This is a genomic window from Mesorhizobium sp. CA13, from assembly GCF_020165235.1.
Classification (GTDB): Bacteria; Pseudomonadota; Alphaproteobacteria; order Rhizobiales; family Rhizobiaceae; genus Mesorhizobium.
Genome location: NZ_JAIUHS010000006.1, coordinates 78,719 through 96,696 on the forward strand (window position 1 = coordinate 78,719; position 17,978 = coordinate 96,696).

19 protein-coding genes are annotated in these 17,978 nt (G+C 64.2%); 3 read left to right on the forward strand and 16 right to left on the reverse strand.

What is annotated here, in order from left to right:
• Positions 1-81: 81 nt before the first annotated feature.
• From LB566_RS16095 to tesB, 6 genes are all read right to left on the reverse strand, one after another.
• Positions 82-762, reverse strand: coding sequence for an outer membrane lipoprotein carrier protein LolA (locus LB566_RS16095; protein ID WP_140513951.1), 681 nt, complete (start codon positions 760-762; stop codon positions 82-84).
• 136 nt (positions 763-898) lie between these two features.
• On the reverse strand, positions 899-3,568 hold the full coding sequence (locus tag LB566_RS16100) for a DNA translocase FtsK (protein WP_224625116.1): 2,670 nt from the start codon (positions 3,566-3,568) through the stop codon (positions 899-901).
• A 201-nt stretch (positions 3,569-3,769) separates the two neighbouring features.
• Complete coding sequence (locus tag LB566_RS16105) at positions 3,770-4,048, reverse strand: hypothetical protein (RefSeq protein ID WP_140550695.1); 279 nt, start codon at positions 4,046-4,048, stop codon at positions 3,770-3,772.
• Between the two features lie 310 nt (positions 4,049-4,358).
• A complete protein-coding gene (locus LB566_RS16110) occupies positions 4,359-5,540 on the reverse strand; it encodes an ammonium transporter (RefSeq protein WP_411910484.1) in 1,182 nt (393 codons plus the stop codon).
• Positions 5,541-5,743: 203 nt separating this feature from the next.
• On the reverse strand, positions 5,744-6,082 hold the full coding sequence (locus LB566_RS16115; RefSeq protein WP_013528889.1) for a P-II family nitrogen regulator: 339 nt from the start codon (positions 6,080-6,082) through the stop codon (positions 5,744-5,746).
• Positions 6,083-6,331: 249 nt separating this feature from the next.
• On the reverse strand, positions 6,332-7,192 hold the full coding sequence (tesB, locus tag LB566_RS16120; RefSeq protein WP_224625118.1) for an acyl-CoA thioesterase II: 861 nt from the start codon (positions 7,190-7,192) through the stop codon (positions 6,332-6,334).
• 99 nt (positions 7,193-7,291) lie between these two features.
• On the opposite strand from tesB, the gene LB566_RS16125 reads away from it, so the two are divergent.
• Positions 7,292-8,551 (forward strand): ubiquinone biosynthesis hydroxylase, encoded by a 1,260-nt coding sequence (locus tag LB566_RS16125; RefSeq protein WP_224625119.1) that lies wholly within the window; start codon positions 7,292-7,294, stop codon positions 8,549-8,551.
• Positions 8,552-8,564: 13 nt separating this feature from the next.
• Here the strand turns inward: LB566_RS16125 and LB566_RS16130 are convergent, their stop codons facing one another.
• Positions 8,565-8,921: a YciI family protein gene (locus LB566_RS16130; RefSeq protein WP_140550698.1), complete on the reverse strand. Its 357-nt coding sequence runs from the start codon at positions 8,919-8,921 to the stop codon at positions 8,565-8,567.
• Positions 8,918-9,145 (reverse strand): hypothetical protein, encoded by a 228-nt coding sequence (locus LB566_RS16135; RefSeq protein ID WP_224625120.1) that lies wholly within the window; start codon positions 9,143-9,145, stop codon positions 8,918-8,920. Before LB566_RS16135 ends, LB566_RS16130 begins: the two co-directional genes overlap by 4 nt.
• 212 nt (positions 9,146-9,357) lie before the next feature.
• On the opposite strand from LB566_RS16135, the gene LB566_RS16140 reads away from it, so the two are divergent.
• Complete coding sequence (locus LB566_RS16140; protein ID WP_140492697.1) at positions 9,358-9,783, forward strand: OsmC family protein; 426 nt, start codon at positions 9,358-9,360, stop codon at positions 9,781-9,783.
• A 48-nt stretch (positions 9,784-9,831) separates the two neighbouring features.
• Here the strand turns inward: LB566_RS16140 and LB566_RS16145 are convergent, their stop codons facing one another.
• The 6 genes from LB566_RS16145 to LB566_RS16170 form a co-directional block, all read right to left on the reverse strand.
• A complete protein-coding gene (locus tag LB566_RS16145; protein WP_140559263.1) occupies positions 9,832-10,458 on the reverse strand; it encodes a YceH family protein in 627 nt (208 codons plus the stop codon).
• A 105-nt stretch (positions 10,459-10,563) separates the two neighbouring features.
• Positions 10,564-11,343: a succinate dehydrogenase iron-sulfur subunit gene (locus tag LB566_RS16150; protein WP_140518103.1), complete on the reverse strand. Its 780-nt coding sequence runs from the start codon at positions 11,341-11,343 to the stop codon at positions 10,564-10,566.
• A gap of 39 nt (positions 11,344-11,382) precedes the next feature.
• Positions 11,383-13,218: a succinate dehydrogenase flavoprotein subunit gene (gene sdhA, locus LB566_RS16155; protein ID WP_140550702.1), complete on the reverse strand. Its 1,836-nt coding sequence runs from the start codon at positions 13,216-13,218 to the stop codon at positions 11,383-11,385.
• 4 nt (positions 13,219-13,222) lie between these two features.
• Positions 13,223-13,618: a succinate dehydrogenase, hydrophobic membrane anchor protein gene (sdhD, locus tag LB566_RS16160; protein WP_140518101.1), complete on the reverse strand. Its 396-nt coding sequence runs from the start codon at positions 13,616-13,618 to the stop codon at positions 13,223-13,225.
• 2 nt (positions 13,619-13,620) lie between these two features.
• The gene (gene sdhC / locus LB566_RS16165) at positions 13,621-14,040 is read right to left on the reverse strand and encodes a succinate dehydrogenase, cytochrome b556 subunit (protein WP_140550703.1); all 420 of its coding nucleotides are present in this window, start codon (positions 14,038-14,040) and stop codon (positions 13,621-13,623) included.
• A 247-nt stretch (positions 14,041-14,287) separates the two neighbouring features.
• A complete protein-coding gene (locus LB566_RS16170; RefSeq protein ID WP_224625121.1) occupies positions 14,288-14,665 on the reverse strand; it encodes a hypothetical protein in 378 nt (125 codons plus the stop codon).
• 231 nt (positions 14,666-14,896) lie between these two features.
• On the opposite strand from LB566_RS16170, the gene LB566_RS16175 reads away from it, so the two are divergent.
• Complete coding sequence (locus LB566_RS16175; protein ID WP_224625122.1) at positions 14,897-15,259, forward strand: hypothetical protein; 363 nt, start codon at positions 14,897-14,899, stop codon at positions 15,257-15,259.
• Here the strand turns inward: LB566_RS16175 and LB566_RS16180 are convergent.
• Positions 15,243-16,445 carry a sensor domain-containing diguanylate cyclase gene (locus LB566_RS16180; RefSeq protein WP_224625123.1) on the reverse strand — a complete coding sequence of 401 codons (1,203 nt, stop codon included), beginning with the start codon at positions 16,443-16,445 and terminating at the stop codon, positions 15,243-15,245. The two genes, LB566_RS16175 and LB566_RS16180, sit on opposite strands and share 17 nt — an antisense overlap.
• A gap of 189 nt (positions 16,446-16,634) precedes the next feature.
• Positions 16,635-17,831 carry a GGDEF domain-containing protein gene (locus LB566_RS16185; protein WP_224625124.1) on the reverse strand — a complete coding sequence of 399 codons (1,197 nt, stop codon included), beginning with the start codon at positions 17,829-17,831 and terminating at the stop codon, positions 16,635-16,637.
• Positions 17,832-17,978 lie beyond the last annotated feature (147 nt).

Consider the following 17,978-nt stretch of genomic DNA (forward strand, 5'->3'; position numbering starts at 1 on the left):
GAAGGCAAGCATTGCAGCAGTTGCGGAGGCCGGCGCCGTGCCGCCGAAACGGCACGAAAGGGTTCGCCAACTCGCGGAAAGCTATCTGGTCTTCGTATTCAGCTCGCGATTGGCCGTATAGTCGATGGCAAACGTGTCGGGAGCGAAGCTGACGCCTTCCTTGGTGTTGAAGATCATCACCGTGGTGTCCTTGCCCTGCGCATCGGTGATCGTCCACTGGCGCAGATCATAGGTCTTCGGATCGAACATCATGGTGATCCGCGCATTGCCGAACACCGACTTGTCCGATAGCTGGATGGTGGTGAGGTCGTCTTCTTCCTTGACGCTCTTGACGCGGTTGCCGGAGAGGTCGATCCGGTCGTCGAGCAGCAGTTTCAGCGGCGTCTTCGACAAGGGATAGAGATCGGACGTGTTCAGTTTCTTGTTGAGGATGACCACCGATTTGCCGTCCGAAATCACCCGGAAATTCGAGGATCCGTCGTAGTTGAAGCGAATCTTGCCCGGTCTTTCCAGGAAGAACTTGCCGCCGGTCTGCTCGCCCTTGGGGCCGAACTGCACGAATTCGCCGCTCATCGACTTAACCGAGGAAAAATGGTCGGCGATCTTCTGCGCGGCAGCCGGCACGGCCGCCTGCGCGGATGCCAGCAGCTCGAATCCGGGCACCACGTTGAGGGCGGCAGCGCCCGCGAGCACCAGGCCGAGGCCAAGCAGCTGACGGCGCGTCGGGGCAAGATCGCCGAGCGCGGAAAGATCGTTTTTCATGTCGGTCACTCTCATCTTGAATCCTGATTTGTTGCTGTCCTGAACCCCCAGTTGGGCTGAAGTTTGACGGCGCGAACGCTGCTTGACCGCTTGAACGCGCCAGAAGGTTCAAAGTTGCCGCCAGTATCTTTCGCGATCAGAATTTGTCCTCTTCGGTCGGCACCAGGATCTCGCGTTTTCCGGCATGGTTGGCGGGGCCGACAATGCCTTCTTTCTCCATCTTCTCGATGATCGAAGCGGCGCGGTTATAGCCGATGCCCAGACGCCGCTGGATGTAGCTGGTCGAGGCCTTGCCGTCGCGCAGCACCACGGATACCGCCTGGTCGTAAGGATCGTCGGAATCCTCGAAATTGCCGCCGCCACCGCCGCCCGAGCCGCCCTTGCCGGAGGGCTCGTCCTCGTCCTCATCATCGTCCTCGGTGATGGCGTCGAGATATTCCGGCACGCCCTGCAGCTTCAGATGCGCGACGATCTTCTCCACCTCGTCGTCGGAGACGAACGGGCCGTGCACGCGCTGGATGCGGCCGCCGCCGGCCATGTAGAGCATGTCGCCCATGCCGAGCAGCTGCTCGGCGCCTTGCTCGCCCAGGATGGTGCGGCTGTCGATCTTCGACGTTACCTGGAAGGAGATGCGGGTGGGGAAGTTGGCCTTGATGGTACCGGTGATCACGTCGACAGACGGACGTTGCGTCGCCATGATGACATGGATGCCGGCGGCGCGCGCCATCTGCGCCAGACGCTGGACGGCACCCTCGATGTCCTTGCCGGCAACCATCATCAGATCGGCCATTTCGTCGATGATGACGACGATGTAGGGCATCGGCTCGAGGTCGAGATTCTCGGTCTCGTAGATCGCCTCGCCGGTCTGGCGGTCGAAGCCGGTCTGCACCGTGCGCGAGATCTTTTCGCCCTTCTTCTCCGCCTGTTGGACGCGTGCGTTAAAACCGTCGATATTGCGCACGCCGACCTTGGACATCTTGCGGTAGCGGTCTTCCATCTCCCGCACGGTCCATTTCAGCGCGACCACCGCCTTCTTCGGGTCGGTGACAACGGGCGTCAAAAGGTGCGGGATGCCGTCATAGACCGAGAGCTCCAGCATCTTGGGATCGATCATGATCAGGCGGCATTCCTGCGGCGTCAGCCGGTAGAGCAGCGACAGGATCATGGTGTTGATGGCGACCGACTTGCCCGAGCCGGTGGTGCCGGCGACCAGAACGTGCGGCATCTTGGCGATATCGACGATGACCGCTTCGCCATTGATGGTCTTGCCCAGCGCCAACGCCAGCTTGGCCTTGGTGGTCTCGAAATCGCGGCTGGCCATGATTTCCCTGAGATACACCGTCTCACGCTTGGCGTTCGGCAATTCGATGCCGATGGCGTTGCGGCCCGGCACCACGGCGACGCGGCAGGCGATGGCGCTCATCGAGCGGGCGATGTCGTCGGAGAGGCCGATGACGCGCGATGATTTGATGCCCGGCGCCGGCTCCAGCTCATAGAGCGTGACGACGGGGCCGGGGCGGACATGGATGATCTCGCCCTTGACGCCGAAATCCTCCAGCACGCCTTCGAGCAGGCGGGCGTTCTGTTCCAACGCGTCTTTCGAGAGGCTCGGGTCGCGCGCGACGTTCTTCGGTTCGGACAGGAAATGCAGCGACGGCATCTCGAATTTTTCCGAGCCGATCAGCGACGTCTGCGCCTCGCGCTGGACGCGCGCACCCGGGGCCGGGCGTGGCGCCGGCGCTTCAACGCGCGTGGCTGCATCCGAGCGGAACGGCTGGACCTTGGCGGTGGGAGCCGCGCGACGCTGGACGAGGGGTTCATCGTCGAAATCGACATCGTCCTCGCCGGTGTCGAAGCGATCGTCGAAGACGTCGTCGTCCGGATCGACGGAAACGCTGCGATCGTTGACCATGGCGGCGAAGAATTCCGGTTCGACGCGGGCACGGCCATCCGGGCTCATCCGCTGCTCGGCGAACTCGGCCGATTCGACCCGTTCGGCGGCGCGCCGCCAGGCGCTGGCGCGCGGCTCCATTCCCGGCTCGAATTCGTCCCGCCGCTGCCTGCGGCGCACGGCGCGGCGGTGCATCCACGCGCGGAACGAAAGCCACCAATGGGTCATTGCGCCGAGCGCCAATATGCCTTCGTCGCCTTCATCCTCGTCATTGTCGAACAGCAGCTCATCCTCGCGCGGATCGGCGGCGGCCGGTTCCTCCATGACGGCGAAACCGTTCTTGCGCGCGATCAGCGCCGAACCGTAGGCGAACAGCCACAGCGCCGGCCCGGCCATCAGAATGGCGAGCACGCTGGCCACCAGCCCGGTCGGATAGCCACCGATGACGAGGCCCGGAATCTTCAGCACCATGTCGCCGAACACGCCGCCGAGCCCGGTCGGCAGGGGCCAGGTCTTGGGCGGCACCACGCAGCCGGCGATCGCGGCGGCCAGCAGGGCAAAGCCGAACCAGAACAGACCGCGCCTGGGCAGCCTGTCGACGCCACGCGCCGAAAACAGCAGATATCCCCAGATCACGGCCGGAACCAGCGCCGCCACGGCGGCAAGGCCGAAGAACTGCATGGCGATGTCGGAGAAGACCGCACCCGCATAGCCCATGGCATTGGTGACGGTGTTGGCCGTGGCGTGCGAGAAGCTCGGGTCGGCGACATTCCAGGTGGCAAGGCTGGCGACGCCAAAAGCGGTGAACGCGAACATGCCGGCGCCGACAAGCCGGCCGACCTGGCGTCGCGCGAATGCCTGGATGCCGTGCCCCGTATCGGTCAGCGCGAGCGGTGCTGAAGCCCCTGAACGCATGCTCTTCCCCGTCAGTGATTGCCTGGCCCGAGCGCATGACGCACTCCGGCAGATTCGAATGCCAGACTAGGCGTGGGAAGGTTAAGGGCGCATTAACTATAAGGCTGTCGGCGGCCAGTCATGCCCCATTTCGCGGCATCTTGCCCGCGTGAAAATGGCGGGCGCTGGGCCCGCCATCCATTCGTCGGGATCGACGGCGTCCTACTTGTTGGCGCCGCCGAGCATCTTCACATTGGCGCAGAATTCGGCGTGCGGCTTGCTCATCGCCGCGTCCTGGCATTCCTTCATCATGGCTTCCTGCTTCTCCTTCGGCATGGCCATGAAGGCAGCCTTGAATTCCGCCATCGGCTTCATGGTTTTCATGCTGGAATCGGTGAAGAACGGCGCCATGTTGTCCGGCTCATCGAGAGCTCCGGCAAATGCCATGCCGCCGACCATGGAAAGAGCGAGCGCGCCGAGGCAGATATTCTTGACGTTCATTGGATGGTTTCCTTCCCTATTGTTTGAAACGATCGCCGAGACAGCGGTCGCTCCCAGGAGTTCGGTACCAAGACCGTCGATGTTTCCTCGAAAATCTCGTTCACGCGAACGTGATTGCGTTCTTCCAGCCTAAATCGGTTCCAAAAAAGAGGCCCGGAGCGATCCGGGCCTCAAGGCGTGAGCACCTTGCGGGAGCGTCACGACGGGATTTCAAAGCAGTTGCGGGAAACGTGCAGCGGTTTCCGTACGGAATTGGAGAAAGGGATAGGACCGGCGGGAGGAGGTCCGCCGGTCCCATGGCTAAGAGGCCTTACGGCACCACTTCGCCGTGCTGGCTGATGTCGAGACCCTCGACCTCTTCCTGGGTCGACGGACGCAGGCCGACGAGCGCCTTGACGATGTAGAGGATGACGAAGGTGGCGATTGCGGTCCACAGGATGGTGAAGACGATGCCGTAGAGCTGCTTGCCGAGCGACGCGCCCGAGGACAGGCTGTTGATTGCCGGATCGGCGAGCACGCCGGTCAGCAATGCGCCGACCACGCCGCCGACGCCATGGACGCCGAAGGCATCGAGGGAGTCGTCATAGCCGAACATGTGCTTTACCTTGACCGCCGAGATGTAGCAGACAACGCCGGCGACGATGCCGACGATGAAGGCGCCGGTCGGGTTGACGAAGCCGGAAGCCGGCGTCACCGCGACAAGGCCGGCAACGGCGCCGGAGATGATGCCGAGCACCGAGGGCTTCTTGGCGATGATCCATTCGGCGAACATCCAGGCCAGCGCCGCTGCCGCGGTGGCAACCTGAGTGTTGAGCATCGCGGCACCGGCGAGGCCGTCGGCGGCGAGTTCCGAACCGGCATTGAAGCCGAACCAGCCGACCCACAGCAGCGAAGCGCCGATCACGGAATAGACCAGGTTATGCGGCGCCATGTTGGTGGTGCCGTAGCCTTCGCGCTTGCCCAGGACTAGGGCGCAGACGAGACCCGCGACACCGGCATTGATGTGGACGACCGTGCCGCCGGCGAAGTCGAGCACGCCGGCAGCGCCGAGGAAGCCGCCGCCCCAGACCCAATGCGCGATCGGCGCATAGACGACCAGCAGCCACAGCGCCATGAAGATCAGCAGGGCCGAGAACTTCATGCGCTCGGCAAAGGCGCCGGCGATCAGGGCCGGGGTGATGATGGCGAAGGTCATCTGGAACATCGAGAAGACGAACTCAGGAATGTTGGCCACGCCCGGCGCCCACAGCGTCGAGGTGGTGATGCCGTGATGGAAGAACTTCGAGAAGCCGCCGAGATAGGCATTCATGCCGCCGCCGTCGGAAAAGGCCAGCGAATAGCCGAACATGAACCACAGCACCGTCACCAGGCAGGTGATGGCGAAGCTCTGCATGACGGTGGCAAGCACGTTCTTCTTGCGCACCATGCCGCCGTAGAACAGCGCCAGGCCGGGGATGGTCATCATCAGCACCAGCGCCGTCGAAGTCAGCATCCAGGCGGTGTTGCCGGTGTCGAGCACCGGGGTGGGAGCGGCCGGCGCGGCGGCAGCCGCGGCCGGAGCCGCTTCCTGCGCGAAGGCGGCGACGCTGCCCAACGCTGCGAGAGCGAGCGAGCCAAAAAGGGCGGCGCGTCCCGTCTTCTTCAAGGTGGAAGGAATATTCATTGAACTCTCCATTGGAATACGTGTTCGCCGCTTCAGAGCGCGTCGGTGTCTGTTTCGCCGGTGCGGATGCGCACCGCTTGGTCGATGCCGAAAACGAAGATCTTGCCGTCGCCGATCTGACCGGTCTTGGCGGCTGCGGTGATGGCCTCCACGGCCTTGTCGACCATGTCGGCGCTGACCGCGACCTCGATCTTGATCTTCGGCAGGAAACTGACCGCGTATTCCGCCCCGCGATAGATTTCCGTGTGCCCCTTCTGACGCCCGTAGCCTTTGACTTCGGTGACGGTCAGGCCCTGGATGCCGACGGCGGTAAGCGCTTCGCGTACCTCGTCGAGCTTGAACGGCTTGATGATTGCCATCACGATTTTCATAAGGTTTCACCCTTTTGCTGTTGCGGTCCCCCGCGTTTGCACACCTTCACCGATCCCGAGGAGCCGGAGAGTGCCGACGAGGATTCAAGCTCCGTGCCAATTGCCGAAGCAGCGGGTTAACTTGTTGTAAAAAAAGGATTTGACGCGCCCGCAATCGCACCGTGCCGATGGGCGCGGCACAGCTTCTGCTTAATAATTAAGCAATTTTCGGAAAACGCCTATTTTGGCGGCTTTGGTTGAAAAGACTGCTCAACGCTTGAGCCGGATCAAGCCTTCCTGGGCCATCGAGGCGATCAGCGTGCCGTCGCGGGCATAAAGCGTGCCGCGGCTGAACCCGCGCGATCCCGAGCTCGAGGGGCTGTCCTGCGCGTAGAGCAGCCAGCCGTCGAGCGAATGCGGGCGGTGAAACCACATCGAATGGTCGAGGCTGGCCGCCTGGATGTCGGGATCGAACAGCCCGCGCCCATGCGCGAAGGTCGAGGTGTCGAGCAGCGTCATGTCGGAGAGATAGGCGAGCAGCACCGATTGCAGCGCGCGGTCGTCTGGGACGGGGCCGGCGAGGCGGATCCAGACATTCTGCCGGGGCGGCAGCTTGTCGCGGCTTTCATAGTGCTGGAGATTGACCGGCCTGAGCTCCAGCGGTCGCTCGCGCGCCCAGAAGCGTCGCACCGCTTCCGGAACCCGGTCGGCATTTTCGAGCAGTTGGCGCTGCGTCTTCAGCCCTTCCGGCGGCGGCACGTCGTCGGGCAAAGCGAACTGGTGCTCCAGCCCCTTCTCATCGACCTGGAACGAGGCTTCCAGCGAGAAGATCGCGTTCCCGTGCTGGATCGCCAGCACCCGGCGGGTGGTGAAGGAGCCGCCGTCGCGGATGCGGTCGACCTCGTAGATGATCGGCACCTTGATGTCGCCCGGCCGCATGAAATAGCCATGCAGCGAATGCACGTAGCGGTCGGGCTCGACGGTCCGCTGTGCCGCTACCAGCGCCTGGGCGATGGTCTGGCCGCCGAACACGCGCTGCCACTCCACTTGGGGGCTGCGACCACGATACAGATTGTGTTCCAGCCTCTCGAGGTCGAGAATGCGCAGAAGCTCGTCCATGGCCGCCGTCATGTGTCGTGACCTCGCCTCAAGATTTCCTTGGCGGGTTTCCGACAGGAAGGACGGGCCGTCAAGGGCGGAGGGCAGGCTGGCTTGCAAGGAGCGAAGACCATGGAAGGCAAGGCAGAGGCTAAAACCAGGTCCGGGCTCGATGTTCTGGTCGCCGGCGCCGGCTATGTCGGCCTGGCCGCCGCCGTGTCGCTGAAACAGGCGCAACCGGGGCTTGCCGTGGCCCTGGTCGATGCCGCGCCCGCCGGCTCCTGGCAAAGGGACGGCCGCGCCTCGGCCATCGCGGCGGCCGCCTGCCGCATGCTCGAGCGGCTCGGCGTCTGGGCCGAGATCGCGCCGGAAGCGCAGGCGATCACCGAGATGATCATCACCGATTCGCGTACCGCCGATCCGGTGCGCCCGGTCTTCCTCACTTTCGACGGCGAGGTGGCGCCGGGCGAGCCCTTCGCGCATATGGTGGCCAACCGGGTGCTGAACGGCGCCTTGCGCCGCAGCGCCGAAAAGCTAGGCGTCGACATCATCGAAGGCGTTGCCGTGCAAGGGTTCGAAACCAATGGTGCGGGCATCACCGTGCATCTGGCCGACAGCGCTACGCTGAAGGCGCGGCTGCTGGTCGCCGCCGACGGCGTCAACTCGAAGCTGCGTGACATGGCCGGCATCAAGACGGTGAAGTGGGAATACGGCCAGTCCGGCATCGTCTGCACCGTGGCGCATGAACGGCCCCACAACGGTCGTGCCGAAGAGCATTTCCTGCCCGCCGGCCCGTTCGCCACGCTGCCGCTGAAGCCGGGCGAGGACGGTTCCAACCGCTCGTCGATCGTCTGGGTCGAGCGGTCGGAGGATGCTCAGGCGCTGGTCGCCGGCGACGACCTCCTCTTCGAGCATGAGTTGGAACAGCGTTTCGGCCTCAAGCTTGGCGAGATCCGCGTCGCCGACAAGCCGCGCGCTTGGCCGCTGGGTCTTACCATCGCGCGCGCCTTCGTCGCGCCGCGCGTGGCGCTTGCCGGCGATGCCGCCCACGGCATCCACCCGATCGCCGGCCAGGGCCTCAATCTCGGCTTCAAGGATGTCGCCGCCCTGGCCGAGGTGATCGTCGAAGCCGACCGGCTCGGCCAGGATATCGGCGCGCTAGACGTGCTCGAGCGCTACCAGCAATGGCGCCGTTTCGACACGGTGCAGATGGGCGTCACGACAGATGTGCTGAACCGGCTGTTTTCCAACGACATCGGCCCGCTGCGCGCGGTGCGCGACATCGGCCTCGGCCTGGTCGAACGCATGCCGCGGCTGAAGGAATTCTTCATCCGCCAGGCGTCGGGGCTTTCAGCCGGCACGCCGCGTCTTTTGAAAGGCGAAGCGATCTGACCCGCCGCGCCGCCTATGACCCGGGCACGTCATAGATCGCCCGGACCTCGATCGTGCCGAGTTCGGCCAGCGGAATGCCGCCAGCGATGTCCAGCGCCTCCTGGAGGTCCTTCGCCTCGATCATGACGAAGCCGAGCAACTGCTCCTTGGTTTCGGCGAACGGGCCGTCGGTGACCAGCCGCTTGCCCTTGCGACGACGCACGGTCTTCGAGGTCTTCACCGATTGCAGCGCCTGCGCGACGATGAGCTTGCCTTGTTGGTCCAAGGACCGGTCATAGGCCAGCGAATCGGCGTCGAGCTTGGCCGAACCTTCCGGGGTGAGCGCATGGAGGTCTTTCTCCTCACCATAGACCAGGCAGACATATTTCATTTCGCGCTCCCTTGCTGCGAGGAATCATAGGATGCGGCGACGAGCGTGTCAGCCTTGCCTTCGACCGCTGCCGCATGGTCGAGAAGGCATGCCGCGACCGCGATGATGGCGACAGCAGCCAGCAGCCTGCGGACGCCGGACGGCGGCTGTTCCAGCCAGAAGTCTTGCCGTCGTTGAGCCTTGCGGCCTGGGATCTTCCATACTGCGAAAAACAGATTGTCCATGTGAACCTCCATCCGGCCACAATCCCGTGGTCGCCCGCAGGACGGTCGGGCCGAACGGAAGCCGACATTTTTGCACGCGGATTTTTTCGAAAGGAATGAACCGTCATCGCGCCGTGGTCCAAACAGCGCAGTGGTCTTCGCGCATGCCCGCGCTATAGTTGGCCGGACGCTGGGCTCACCTGGACAAGTTCACGACAACCAAGGAGGAATTCATGGACCGCACCGCAACCGCCGTCTGGAAGGGCAATCTGAAGGACGGCAAAGGCACGCTCGACAGCCAGAGCGGGACCCTGAACGGCACGCCCTATTCGTTCAAGGCACGCTTCGAGGACGAGAGCGGCAAATCCGGCACCAATCCGGAAGAGCTGATCGCGGCCGCGCACGCCGGCTGCTACGCCATGCAGCTGTCGCATTTCCTGGCCGAGAACGGCACCCCGGCGGCCGAACTCGACGCCAAGGCCGTGGTGACGCTGGTTCCCGGCACCGGCATCACGGGCAGCGCGATCACCCTTGTCGGCAAGGTGCCCGGCATCGACGCGGCGAAGTTCAAGGAATTGGCCGAGAAGGCCAAGGCCGAATGCCCTGTTTCCAAAGCTCTGGGCGCCATCAACGTATCGCTCGACGCCAGGCTCGGCTGAGACCCCGGCATCCCGGCGCGCATGGTCGCGCCGGGCACCCTCGAGCAATTAGGCACCCAGCGCGTCGAGCCGGGCGCGAAGGGCTGCGACTTCCTGCTCCAGCGCCTCCACTCTCGCTTCGAGGTCGGAAGCGGGCACGGCCGATGCAGTGCGCTGCGCCGACAGGGCGGCAACGTCCACCGGCCCGGCGAGGAGATGCACATAGCGATCCTCGCGTTGGCCTGGACCGCGCGGGATTTCCTGGACGAGCGGCGGTCGACGGCCGATCAGCATATCGAGCTCACCGCGCAAATCCTCGATCGATGAAAACCTTGCCATGCGCTCGCTGCGTGCCAGCAATTCATGCGCCGTCTGCGGCCCGCGCAGCAAAAGCAGGCCGACCAAGGCGGTCTGCGGCGTGGTCAGCGAGAAGCGCTGCGCCATCTGGTGCTCGTAGCGCTCGACGCGGGAGCCGAACATCTGCCGCACCAGCCCCTTCTGCTCAAGCAGCTTCAGCGCCCGGTGCACCTCTGTCTGCTCCAGCGCCATGACGGGCTCGCGCGCCGTCTTCTGGTTGGCGGCGGCAAGTGCTGCGTTCAGCGTCAGCGGATAGACGTCCGGCGTCAGCTCCTTCTTCTCGATGAGGCAGCCGAGCACACGCGCTTCGGGAGGAGACAGGATGGGAAGGTCCGTCATTGGATTGCAATCCTTTCTGAAGCTGGCAGGACAGCGCCCCTCTGTCCTGCCGGAGAAGAGGGGGCGCGAAGGATCGCTGCGTTCAAGACTGCCGCGAGCGAGCGCCTAAACCCTTCTCTCCACCATCATCTTCTTGATTTCCGCGATCGCCTTGGCCGGATTCAAGCCCTTGGGGCAGGTCTGCGCGCAGTTCATGATGGTGTGGCAGCGATAGAGCCGGAACGGGTCCTCGAGATTGTCGAGCCGCTCGCCCGTGGCCTCGTCGCGGCTGTCGATCAGCCAGCGATAGGCCTGCAGCAAGGTTGCCGGGCCGAGATAGCGGTCGCCGTTCCACCAGTAGCTCGGGCACGAGGTCGAGCAGCAGGCGCACAATATGCACTCGTAGAGCCCGTCGAGCTTCTCGCGCTCCTCATGGCTCTGCAGCCATTCCTTGGCAGGCTGCGGCGAGACCGTCTTCAGCCACGGTTCGATCGAGGCGTGCTGGGCGTAGAAATTGGTCAGGTCGGGCACCAGGTCCTTTATGACGGGCATATGCGGCAGCGGGTAGATCTTGACGGCGCCCGATATGTCGTCGCAGCCCTTGGTGCAGGCGAGCGTGTTGGAGCCGTCGATATTCATGGCGCACGAGCCGCAGATGCCCTCGCGGCAGGAGCGACGCAAGGTCAGCGTCGGGTCGATCTTGTTCTTGATCCAGAGCAGCGCATCCAGCACCATCGGCCCACAATCGTCCATGTCGACGAAATAGGTGTCCATGCGCGGGTTCTCGTCATCATCCGGCGACCAGCGGTAGATGCGATATTCCCTGAGATTGGTCGCGCCTTCCGGCTTCGGCCAGGTCTTGCCCTGCTGGATCTTCGAGTTCTTGGGGAGCGTGAGTTCGACCATTACCTCAGGTCCTTTCGGATGACGCGGCTGGACGTCATTTCAATACACCCTGGCCTTGGGCGCGATCTTGGCGAGACTGATGCCGCCGTCCTTTTCGGCCAGCAGCGGTTCGGTGTGCACCGGACGGTAGGAGAGCGTCACCTCACCGGTTTCGCTCAGATGGGCGAGCGTGTGCTTGCGCCAGTTGGCGTCGTCGCGGGCCGAGAAATCCTCCCGCGCGTGCGCGCCACGGCTCTCCTTGCGCGCCTCGGCGCCGTAGACCGTGGTGATGGCGTTGGCCATCAGGTTTTCCAGCTCCAGCGTCTCGACCAGGTCGGAGTTCCAGATCATCGAGCGATCGAAAACCTTTATGTCCTTGAGCTCGCCCCAGATCTGCGAAATGCGCTTGCAACCGTTCTCCAGCGATTCCTGCGTGCGGAACACCGCCGCGTCTTCCTGCATGGCGCGCTGCATCTTTTCGCGCAAAACCGCCGTCGGCGTCGAGCCGTTGGCGTGGCGCAGCCGATCGAAGCGGTCCATGATCTTGTCGACCGAGGCCTGGTTGGGCGACGGGATTGCCGACTTGCGATCGATGACCTGGCCAGCGCGGATCGCCGCCGCGCGTCCGAACACGACCAGGTCGATCAGCGAGTTCGATCCCAGCCGGTTGGCGCCGTGCACCGAGGCGCAACCGGCCTCGCCTACCGCCATCAGGCCGGGCGAGACCTGATCAGGATTAAGGATCGTCGGGTTGAGCACCTCGCCCCAGTAATTGGTCGGCACGCCGCCCATATTGTAGTGCACCGTCGGCAGCACCGGAATCGGCTCCTTGGTGAGATCGACGCCGGCGAAGATCTTTGCCGATTCCGAGATGCCGGGCAGCCGCTCATGCAGTACCGCCGGATCGAGATGGTCGAGGTGCAGGAAGATATGATCCTTGTTCTTGCCGACGCCGCGGCCTTCGCGGATTTCCAGCGTCATGCAGCGCGAGACGACGTCGCGCGAGGCAAGGTCCTTGGCCGACGGGGCGTAGCGCTCCATGAACCGCTCGCCCTCGGAGTTGACGAGATAGCCGCCCTCGCCGCGCGCGCCTTCGGTGATCAGGCAGCCGGCCCCGTAGATGCCGGTCGGGTGGAACTGCACGAACTCCATGTCCTGTAAGGGGAACCCCGCCCGCGCGGCCATGCCGCCGCCGTCGCCGGTGCAGGTGTGGGCCGAGGTCGCCGAGAAATAAGCGCGGCCATAGCCGCCTGTCGCCAGCACAACCATCTTGGCCGAGAAGCGGTGGATGGTGCCGTCGTCGAGGTTCCAGGCGACGACGCCGGTGCATGTGCCGTCCGGCTCCATGATCAGGTCGAGCGCGAAATACTCGATGAAGAACTGTGCGTTGTTCTTCAGCGACTGGCCGTAGAGCGTGTGCAGGATGGCGTGGCCGGTGCGGTCGGCGGCCGCACAGGTGCGCTGCACGGGCGGGCCGTCGCCGTAATTCATCATGTGGCCGCCGAACGGCCGCTGGTAGATCTTGCCCTCCTCGGTGCGCGAGAACGGCACGCCGTAATGCTCGAGCTCGTAGACGGCGGCCGGCGCTTCACGCACCAGATATTCCATGGCGTCCACATCGCCCAGCCAGTCCGAACCCTTGACGGTGTCGTACATGTGCCACTGCCAGGAGTCCGGGCCCATGTTTGAAAGCGAAGCGGCAATACCGCCCTGCGCCGCCACCGTGTGCGAGCGGGTCGGGAAAACCTTGGTGATACAGGCGGTGCGCAGGCCCTGTTCGGCCATGCCCAGCGTAGCGCGCAGCCCCGCGCCCCCGGCACCGACGACCACGACGTCGAATTTGTGGTCGACATAGGTATAGCCTGCCGTATTGGCTTGTTTCGCGTCCTTGGCCAAAACGTCAGCCTCCGAATGCCAGTTTGAGCAGGGCGAAGAGCGAAGCCACGCCGACCGCTACGGTGAAGAAAGTGTTGAGGGCGATCAGCGCCAGCTTCATGCCTTCGCCATGCACGTAATCCTCAATGATCACCTGCATGCCGATCCGCATGTGATAAAGCGGCGAGATGAGCACAAGGGCCATCATCAGCGCCACAAGCGGGTTGGCGAGCGCTGCCCGCACCTCCGCATAACCGGCGCCGTTGAGCGCGACCAGGAACCCGGTGAAGAACAGGATCAGCGGGATGTTGGCGATTGCCGTGAGGCGCTGGCGCCAGAAATGCCCGGTGCCTTCGCGGGCGGAGCCCAGGCCGCGGACTTTCGCCAGCGGCGTGCGCATGTCGGTCTTTCCAGTGCTCATGGTCAGGCTCCTCGCGCCATATAGCCGGCGATCCAGATCAGCAGCGTGAGCAGGATCGAGCCGGCCAGGGTCGCCCAGGCGATCTTGGAGGCGGTATGCTTTTCGAGGCCGGCGCCGGTGTCCCAGATCAGGTGACGCACGCCGCCCAGCATGTGATGCATGAGCGCCCAGGTGTAGCCGAACAGGATCAGCCGTCCGAGCCAGGTTCCGAAGGCCCAGCTCACCCAATCGAAAGTGGCTTGCGAGCTCGCCGCCGCCATCAGCCATATCGCGACCAGGAGCGTGCCGAAATAGAGCGCGCCGCCGGTGATGCGATGGATGATCGACATCGTCATGGTGATCGGCGGCCGGTACACGCTGAGGTGCGGCGAAAGCGGCCGTTCACGTCTGGCGAATTCGCGGGTGGCTGGTGATTTGCTCATGGCTCCCCCAGTTCGGCGTTCCTGGAGCCTCAGGTGGAAATGCGGCATTGCCGCTTCCGGTTGCGACTTCGGACAGCCGGTTTCTAATGCTCTTTTTGCACCGCGTCAAAGCCAGAAAACCGTTTCGAAAACGTAATTTAGTCTGATTAAAAGGCAGGTCTGGGCTTCAATCGATTAGGCGTCGACGATGCCAAGCCGGCCCGTTCTCGCTGCGGTGCAGCATATATGTGGCGGACGCGGGCTCGGCTCAGCGGGTGCAGGTCAGCGGCGCCGAGCCCGCCTTCATCACCAGCGCCTCGCGACCGTCGATCACGATCGCGTCATGTGTCTCGCCGTAACGGCTGTTCTGGTTTGCCGGCGCAGCCGGCAGGTCCTCGCTGGTACCGTCGGGACCCAACACCCGCACCGAGGAGCCGAGATTTTCGATGGTCATCCTGCCGCCGTCGGCGCAATTGTAGGTGGCGGTGCGCGGCTGCGGCGCGGTGACGTCAGCAACGGGGGCAAGCGACACGGAAGCGCCGCTTTTGTTGCCGCCTTTCGCAGCGTCGTTCTCCGACACGCAGGCCACCGCGACCAGCAACGGAAGCAGCGCGAACGCCACCCGTAGTATCCGGCGCAACACCATGGGCTGTCCTTCCGCGCGTTGGAATGCGCATGACCATGAAAACCGGAATCGGTTTGGCGACATGCGCGAGGGTGCGGGCAAGCGTGGCCGAATGATGACCGGCCGGCTTTCGCTCCTGCGTTAACCATGTTTATCAAGACATGGGTGAGAACCGCGCCAGCCCCTTAACAAAGGTTAAGAAAAGGTTAATTTCCGATTCGAGGAGGCTTTGTCTCCAACATGGAGGACGCCATGCGTTCGAATTCGGGCAGATCGCGCCTTGCGGCGCTCACAGTGGCGGTATTGGCCGTCGGCTCCGCCGCACCGGCGCTGGCGGACGGACGCCACCAGGATCGGGTCTACGCCGATTCCTTCGGCAATCTCGTCATCGACAGTGCCGCCGGCTACAAGCGTATCCTCGTCGGCGAAGGCAAGCTCGCCAAGCAACTGTCCGACTATACCAGCGCCGGCCAGCCCAAGGTAATCTACGAGAACGGGCCTGACGCGATATCGGGCTATGGCGATTGCTATCGGCCGCCGGTGTTCGTGAAGGGGCGCAGTTATATGTATGGCCTCTCCGACGGCGAGATGCCTGAACTCAGCCCCTGCCGCTGAACAGCGCCACGGCCTCTGGCCTGGCTGGCCCGGCGGAAACGCGCACGCAGTCGCGCCCGGCATCCTTCGCCTGATAGAGCGCTTCATCGGCACGTCGCATCAGGTCGGAAAAATGCTCGCCGGCATGAAGTTCGGCAACGCCGAAGCTCGCCGTGCAGCGATTGTCGGCTGGGAGCCCGTCGATGGGCAGCGTCCCGAAGGCGCTGCGCGCGCCTTCAGCGAACAGCCGCGCGGCGGCAAGATTGGTGCCGGGCAGGATGATGGCGAACTCCTCGCCGCCTATACGACCGGCGACATGGTGGTCGGCCGCGGCCTCGCGCAGGAAGCGGGCAAAGGCCTCGATGACCCGGTCGCCCGAGGCATGGCCGTAATTGTCGTTGATGGACTTGAAGTGATCGAGATCGGCGATGACCAGCGCGACTGGGACGCCGCGGCGCGCCGCGTCTCCCAGCGCCGTCTCGGCGTGACGCTCGAAGCCGCCGCGGTTGAGAAGCCGCGACAGCGTGTCCGTTTCCGATTTCGACGTCGCCTCGGCGAGCACGTCGCGCACCAGTATGGCCAGCGCCAGCAAGGCCAGCGCCACGCCGAACACGGTGCCGAGCGATTGCGACGCCAGGGCATAGCTGGTCTGCAGATAGGATTGCGGGGCGGCGCCGCGGCCACCAAGCGCATCGGCGATGAATGGCTTGCTGGCGAACTGCACGGCGCTGGCCGCCAGCACCGCCATCAGCATCCGGTCGAGCCGGTCACGCCTTTGCCTGGACGACCAGACGATGCCGAATCCGGTAAGCTGCATGACGGCGTAGGGCAGTTGGTAGGCCATGTTGCTGGCAAGGGACTGGCGCGGCAGATCCTGGGCGAAATAGACCGCGACAGAGGCAAAGGCCAGGACCAGGAGCATCGCCGACCAGGGCGGCGTCACGCCGTATCTATGCGCAAGCCCGCCGTTGAAGGCGATGGTGGCGCCAAGGAAAACGGCGAAGGCTGCGACGACCACCAGCCGCGCATTGTCGAAGGCGGGGATGCTGAATTCAACGACGAAATAGGCCATGCCCAGCACATAGCCGAACGCCAGCCAGCGTGCCGAGACACGTCCGATGTCATAGACGGCGATCGCCATGAAGGCCGCCGCCAGCAGCCCGGCAACGAACAGATTGATGACAAGGATGAAGTCCGCGCCGCCCATGATTTCCCAAGCCCCTGACGGCAGCAAACCATCGACGGGCGAAAAAGAAGTTAACGTGAGGTCCTACCGGGGCTCGCGCACGCCTCGGAGATTGGCCGGATGATGTTTGCCATCGCCCTTCACGGCGAAGCAAGGAACGAAGCGGTGCGGCGCGGGTCTTGGATGATAAAGGCGTCAGGCTGATCGCCTTCAGCCGGCTTTGAGCGGCTCCGGCACAAACAGCGTTTCAGGCCGCTCATAGGACAGGCGCACGCTGTCGCGCCCGTTTTTCTTGGCCTTGTAGAGGGCCTCGTCGGCGCGGCGCATCAACGGCTCCAGCGCTTCGTCGCCGCTGCGCGCCGCCACGCCGAAACTGGCGGTGACCTTGGTGCCAGGCGGAAGTCCGTCGACGCCGCCGGCCGAGTAGGCCACGCGCACGGCCTCTGCGAACAGCCGCGCGGCGGCAAGATCGGTCAAGGGCAGGAGCACCGCGAATTCCTCGCCGCCGATACGTCCGGCCTCACCGCGCGCACCGGCGGCGGCGCGAAGCCTGGCGGCGAAGTCAGCGATCACCCGGTCGCCCGCGGCATGCCCATGCAGGTCATTGAGCGCCTTGAAGTGGTCGAGGTCGGCGAGCACAAGGGCCACCGGCAATTTCGCCGCCGCGCAGCGTTGCAAGAGCAGGGCCGCCCGTTCCTCGAAGCCGCGCCGGTTGAGCAGGCCCGACAGCGGATCGGTGTAGGTCTCGACCTTCAGCGCCTTCATCACGTCGAGGGCTGCGGCGGAGAACAGGCAAAGCGCAATCAGCAGCGACAGCAGTGCGTGCGACAGCAAGGCTGTCGTCCAGTAGGATGATGTATAGAGCTCGTCATAGGTCGCGAAAGGCCCGTGCGCGACGATAACGGCAAGCGTGCGCACGAAGAAATTCAGCCCCGCGAGCAACGCCAGGACGAACAGGATTTTTTCCGTCGGGCCATTGTCACGCACCTTGCGCAATTCGGCGGCCGCCACCAGGCTGATGCCGCCGAGTGCGAAGTTGATGACGAGGACCCGCCATGTCAGGTCCGGCTGGACGAACAGGAACCAGCAAAAAGCGGCCATGCCGCCGCTCGCCAAGACGCAAAGCCCGGCATAGGGCACTCGCCGGCCATACCGCGCCACGATCGCGCCGGCCAGGCAGGATCCGGCAACGCAGAAGCATAGATTGGAGAGCAGCTTCGACGATGCCAGGCCAACGGGCAGCGTGAAATGCTGGAACAGGAACCCGGCCGCCGCGAGCGAATAGCTGACCGCCAGCACGGCCAGATAGGGACGGTGGCGCTGATAGAACCAAAGCACGAGGAACGCCGCGCCGAGGGCCAGCGCGATCGTCGGGTTTAACAACGCTATCAGCAGGCCGGTGTCCAAAGGACCGTGACTTCCCCTCGCTTGACGTCAGGGAAGACCTTAGGCCGCAAGCCCAAACAAGCGGTTAAGCGAAAGCGAATATGCGTCACGCTGGTGCGGAGCGTGACGTGGAACCGGCGCGCCGGACCTGCGTTTGTCCAGCGCAGA

Bases quoted from the DNA above. Each gene is read 5' to 3' on its own strand.
- LB566_RS16095 (WP_140513951.1), bottom strand. From the start codon at position 762: ATGAAAAACGATCTTTCCGCGCTCGGCGATCTTGCCCCGACGCGCCGT.
- LB566_RS16100 (WP_224625116.1), bottom strand. From the start codon at position 3,568: ATGCGTTCAGGGGCTTCAGCACCGCTCGCGCTGACCGATACGGGGCAC.
- LB566_RS16105 (WP_140550695.1), bottom strand. From the start codon at position 4,048: ATGAACGTCAAGAATATCTGCCTCGGCGCGCTCGCTCTTTCCATGGTC.
- LB566_RS16110 (WP_411910484.1), bottom strand. From the start codon at position 5,540: ATGCTGACTTCGACGGCGCTGGTGCTGATGATGACCATCCCCGGCCTG.
- LB566_RS16115 (WP_013528889.1), bottom strand. From the start codon at position 6,082: ATGAAAATCGTGATGGCAATCATCAAGCCGTTCAAGCTCGACGAGGTA.
- tesB (WP_224625118.1), bottom strand. From the start codon at position 7,192: ATGACGGCGGCCATGGACGAGCTTCTGCGCATTCTCGACCTCGAGAGG.
- LB566_RS16125 (WP_224625119.1), top strand. From the start codon at position 7,292: ATGGAAGGCAAGGCAGAGGCTAAAACCAGGTCCGGGCTCGATGTTCTG.
- LB566_RS16130 (WP_140550698.1), bottom strand. From the start codon at position 8,921: ATGAAATATGTCTGCCTGGTCTATGGTGAGGAGAAAGACCTCCATGCG.
- LB566_RS16135 (WP_224625120.1), bottom strand. From the start codon at position 9,145: ATGGACAATCTGTTTTTCGCAGTATGGAAGATCCCAGGCCGCAAGGCT.
- LB566_RS16140 (WP_140492697.1), top strand. From the start codon at position 9,358: ATGGACCGCACCGCAACCGCCGTCTGGAAGGGCAATCTGAAGGACGGC.
- LB566_RS16145 (WP_140559263.1), bottom strand. From the start codon at position 10,458: ATGACGGACCTTCCCATCCTGTCTCCTCCCGAAGCGCGTGTGCTCGGC.
- LB566_RS16150 (WP_140518103.1), bottom strand. From the start codon at position 11,343: ATGGTCGAACTCACGCTCCCCAAGAACTCGAAGATCCAGCAGGGCAAG.
- sdhD (WP_140518101.1), bottom strand. From the start codon at position 13,618: ATGAGCACTGGAAAGACCGACATGCGCACGCCGCTGGCGAAAGTCCGC.
- sdhC (WP_140550703.1), bottom strand. From the start codon at position 14,040: ATGAGCAAATCACCAGCCACCCGCGAATTCGCCAGACGTGAACGGCCG.
- LB566_RS16170 (WP_224625121.1), bottom strand. From the start codon at position 14,665: ATGGTGTTGCGCCGGATACTACGGGTGGCGTTCGCGCTGCTTCCGTTG.
- LB566_RS16175 (WP_224625122.1), top strand. From the start codon at position 14,897: ATGCGTTCGAATTCGGGCAGATCGCGCCTTGCGGCGCTCACAGTGGCG.
- LB566_RS16180 (WP_224625123.1), bottom strand. From the start codon at position 16,445: ATGGGCGGCGCGGACTTCATCCTTGTCATCAATCTGTTCGTTGCCGGG.